Annotated in this window: 1 protein-coding gene; it reads left to right on the forward strand. The window is 59.5% G+C overall.

All coding sequences use genetic code 11. The annotated features are described in order from the left end of the window. Positions 1–72: 72 nt before the first annotated feature. Positions 73–1626, forward strand: a complete 1554-nt coding sequence (istA, locus tag K3G39_RS20375) for an IS21 family transposase (RefSeq protein WP_255594572.1) — start codon at positions 73–75, stop codon at positions 1624–1626. Positions 1627–1727: the final 101 nt, after the last annotated feature.

The raw sequence follows: 1727 nt of genomic DNA on the forward strand, positions 1-1727 counted from the left end.
TTATCGATAGGTTTTGGTTCTTTGGTGCTATCACCAAAGAAGAGCGCACCGATGGCCGGAAAACCAAAACCTATGAGCCAGATAAAACAACTCCTCCAACTCCACCAGCAGGGCAAGGGCATCAAGTTCATTGCCCGCAGCCTGGCCATCAGCAAGAACACGGTCAAGGCCTACCTGGCCAGAACCGCTGCCCTGCCTGAAAGCGTTCCTGTGCTGCTGGCCCTGGAAGATCCGGTGCTGGAAGCCCGCTACCATGCCGGAAGCCCCGCCTACAAGGACGAGCGGTTCGAGTACCTGAAGAGCCGCTTCGACTATTATACCCAGCAGCTCAAGCTGGTGGGCGTCAACCGCCTGCTGCTCTGGCAGGAGTACCGCCAGCAGCAACCCCAGGGCTACAGTTACACCCAGTTCTGCTTCCACCTCTCCCAGCACCTGGTGGCCCGCAAGCCCTCGATGGTGCTGCATCACCAGCCGGCCGAGAAGCTCTTCATTGACTTTGCCGGCAAGAAGCTCTCCTATACCGATCCGGCCACCGGAGAGGTGATCGAGTGCCAGGTGTTCACCGCCTGCCTGCCTTTCTCCGACTACAGCTTTGCCATGGCCGTCCGCAGCCAGAGCATCTCTGACTTCCTCTATGCCCTTGGCTGTTGCCTGCAGGAGCTGGGAGGCGTGCCGCAGGTACTGGTGCCCGACAACCTGAAGGCGGCCGTCACCCGGGCCAGCCGCTACGAGCCCGACATCAACCGGGCCCTGGAGGACTTTGCCAACCACTACCAGACCACTGTCGTGCCGGCCCGTGCCGGCAAGCCCCGCGACAAGGCACTGGTGGAGAATCAGGTGAAGCTCATCTACACCCGCGTCTATGCCCGCCTGCGCCACCAGCAGTTCCTGGACCTGCCCTCCCTTAACCAGGCCATCAAGGAGAAGGTCAGAGAGCACAACCAGACCCGCATGCAGCAGAAACCCTGGAGCCGCCAGGAGCGCTTCCTCTCTGCCGAAAAGCACCTGCTCTCGCCCTTGCCTGAGCAGGCATTCGAGCTCAAGCATTACCGGGAGCTGAAGGTGGCCCGCAACAACCACGTCTACCTCTCTGCCGACAGGCACTACTACAGCGTGCCCTACACCTACATCGGCACCAGGGTAAAAGTCATCTACACCCGCTCCCTGGTCCGGGTCTACAGCAAGGGAGAGCAGATAGCGGTGCATATAAGAGGCTACCAGCCGGGCGGCTACTCCACCAGTAAGGAGCACCTGTGCTCCCACCACCAGCATTACCTGGAGCGCAGCCCGGCCTATTACCTGGAGAAGGCCAGGAAAAAATCAGAAGCACTCTGCCAGCTCATGGAAGAACTCTTTAAGCAGAAGCGCTATCCCGAGCAGTTATACCGGGCCTGTGACGGCCTGCTGAGTCTGCAGAGCAAAACGGCGCCAGCCGATTTTGACAGCGCCTGCCGCCTGGCCCCTGACTGCCAGAGCTACTCCTACCGCTTCGTGCGCAACGTGCTGGAAAACAGGATGGCCTCTCACGTAGCGGAGCCAAAACAGGATACCCCCTTGCCGGTGCACCACAACATCCGGGGGCGGGACTACTACGCCCAGACAAGCCTTCCCTTTAAACCACTATAAACCACTTTAAACCACTATAAACCATAAAGTATGATGATGCAGATTGAATCACAACTCACCCGCCTGCGCCTGCATGGCATGAGCCGCAGCTGGCAGGCCCT

Source organism: Pontibacter sp. HSC-14F20, assembly GCF_019599265.1.
Taxonomy (GTDB): Bacteria; Bacteroidota; Bacteroidia; order Cytophagales; family Hymenobacteraceae; genus Pontibacter.